Genomic DNA, 2,246 nt, shown 5'->3' on the forward strand with positions numbered 1-2,246 from the left:
TCTGGGCCTCCTCCTCCGGCCGGTTGATCAAGCGGAACAAGTCCTGTTCCATTCCAGCCCGCAGCACCGACGTAAGCCATCCCGCGAGATTTTGGAAATGGGCACGAACGCGTGACGCCACCTCTTCCGGCAGCATCTGCATCTCGCCGGCGAGCATCGCGCAGACGCAGAACGACGGCGAGGCATCGCGAATGCATGTCCGCCAATAGTTCAGATAGGACTGCAGTTGTTCAGCAGGGCTTGAGAGTTCTCCCCGGAGAGACTCCAAACCCACTTCGGCCTGCCGCCTGTAACGATCCACCAGCACCGAAACCAGCTCGGCCTTCGTCGGAAAATGATGGTGGATACTCGCCTTCCTGATGCCGATGGCAGCCGAGATATCGGCATAGCTGAACCCGTTGTAGCCTCCCGCGACGATGAGAGACTGCGCGACATCGAGAATCTTTTCTGAAGTCGAAGCCATTGATTTCATATCGCTGCCTACCTTCTGGTAGGCGAACTGTCAAGGTTATGCATCGTTCCCGATTGTCACAGGGAGGTGTTCCGGACATTGGGTTGACTTAGGGGTTTTGTCTACCTACTAATAGGTAGACCGCAACAAGGAATCTGCCGATGCAAAACCAATCTTTCACCCGGTCCGGATGGCTACGATCCTATTATTTCGCACGCGCCATATTTTCTATCGCCTGGGTTGCTGCCGCCGTCCTATTCAACGGGCAACCCGGTCCCACCGCGCTTCTGCTCGTGATCTACCCCGCATCGGACGCCCTCGCCAATCTGGTCGACGCCAGGGTAAATGGCGGCCTGAAGGCCAACTCGTCCCAGGCATTGAATGTCGTGGTCAGCACGATAACGGCGCTCGCCGTCATCGTGGCGGTTAACAACAGCATGTATGCCGTTCTGGCCGTGTTTGGGGTTTGGGCGATCCTCTCGGGTCTGCTGCAGCTGAATACGGGAGCAAGGCGTTGGCGCTACCATGGCGCACAATGGCCGATGATCCTGAGTGGTGCGCAGTCGGCCCTCGCCGGCGGCTTCATGATCAGCCGATCCCTCGGCACGGCTGCGCCGACGATTCTGGACATCGCCCCTTATGCCGGGTTCGGCGCGTTTTACTTTCTGCTTTCCGCAATTTGGCTTGTCGTAGCAGCCTATCGCAAGGCAAACGCCTAGGCGCAGCCTGATCCGGCGGCGGCAAGGTGAACAGTCATCTGCCGCCGTCGAAAGGGCAAGCATCGCTCACTCTTCGCCGCATCGGCTGCCGTTCTGGTTCAAAGACGCGTAGCGTCCTGCTCAGAGTCGACCTGTGTGCGATCAGTGCGCAGTGACTCCTGCCTTAAATCAGCGTCTCTGCGAACAACGTCGTCAGCCGCTTCCAATGGCGTTCGGCACCCGCGGCGTTGAAAACGCTATGATCGGGCACGCACCAGCCATGCGCCATCCCGGCATAGTTCTCGATGACATGATCGACTTCCGCAACCCTGAGTGCCTCGGCCAGCCGCGCCGACTGTTCCGGCGGGAAACTCCTGTCGACGCCGGATGTGCCGACATAGACACGCGCCTTGATCGAGGCTGCCTTGCGATGCGGGCTGTCGGCGGCGTCGCTGGCGAGATTGCCGCCATGGAAGCTTGCGGCCGCCCTTATCCTGTCGGGATAGTTAGCGGCGGCGTTCAACGCCCGGCCGCCACCCATGCAATATCCCACCGTGCCGATCGGCCCGGTGATGCCCTCGGCAGCAAGCGCATCGAGGAACGCACCGCTGTCGCTGATGGTCATGTCCTGCGTCGTGCCGGTGACCAGCGCCATCAGCGGGATTTTGGTCTTTTCCTCGGCGAAGGCGGTCTTGGCGTCGAACGGCCCGTAGGGCGCATTGCGGTAGAATAGGTCGGGCACCAGCACCGCATAGCCTTCATTCGCGAGCCGCTCGGCCATACCGTCGAGCGCCGGCCGCGGACCGAAGGCGTCCTGATAGAGAATGACGCCGGCCTTGGCAGGAGATGCGTTTGCCGAGTGGAAAAGCCCGGCATTGGCAACACCATCCCTGGTCTTGATCTGAAGGTCGTGTTTCGTCATCGCCCGCTCCGTTCGACTGATGCGCGATACATATCCGCGCAAGGCCATACGGCAAGGCATTCCCGGGGCGTGGCAGTCAACATTTCGTGCAGGATTGCGGACGCTATTGCTCGCCCTCGCGCACGGTCCGCGCGCCGACATGCAGCGCACGGCCGGCACCGAGCCCCATGATGGC

At 60.8% G+C, this 2,246-nt stretch carries 3 protein-coding genes; 1 reads left to right on the forward strand and 2 read right to left on the reverse strand.

The window, feature by feature from the left end:
* Positions 1 to 472 (reverse strand): TetR/AcrR family transcriptional regulator (locus EN750_RS30385; protein ID WP_145968056.1); only part of this gene is annotated, 472 nt, incomplete at its 3' end.
* A gap of 140 nt (positions 473 to 612) precedes the next feature.
* On the opposite strand from EN750_RS30385, the gene EN750_RS30390 reads away from it, so the two are divergent.
* Positions 613 to 1,170, forward strand: a complete 558-nt coding sequence (locus EN750_RS30390; protein WP_127398941.1) for a DUF308 domain-containing protein — start codon at positions 613 to 615, stop codon at positions 1,168 to 1,170.
* A gap of 163 nt (positions 1,171 to 1,333) precedes the next feature.
* On the opposite strand, the gene EN750_RS30395 is transcribed toward EN750_RS30390, so the two are convergent.
* The gene (locus EN750_RS30395) at positions 1,334 to 2,071 is read right to left on the reverse strand and encodes a dienelactone hydrolase family protein (RefSeq protein WP_127398942.1); all 738 of its coding nucleotides are present in this window, start codon (positions 2,069 to 2,071) and stop codon (positions 1,334 to 1,336) included.
* Positions 2,072 to 2,246: the final 175 nt, after the last annotated feature.

The sequence above is a fragment of the Mesorhizobium sp. M7A.F.Ca.ET.027.03.2.1 genome (assembly GCF_003999175.1).
Classification (GTDB): domain Bacteria; phylum Pseudomonadota; class Alphaproteobacteria; order Rhizobiales; family Rhizobiaceae; genus Mesorhizobium.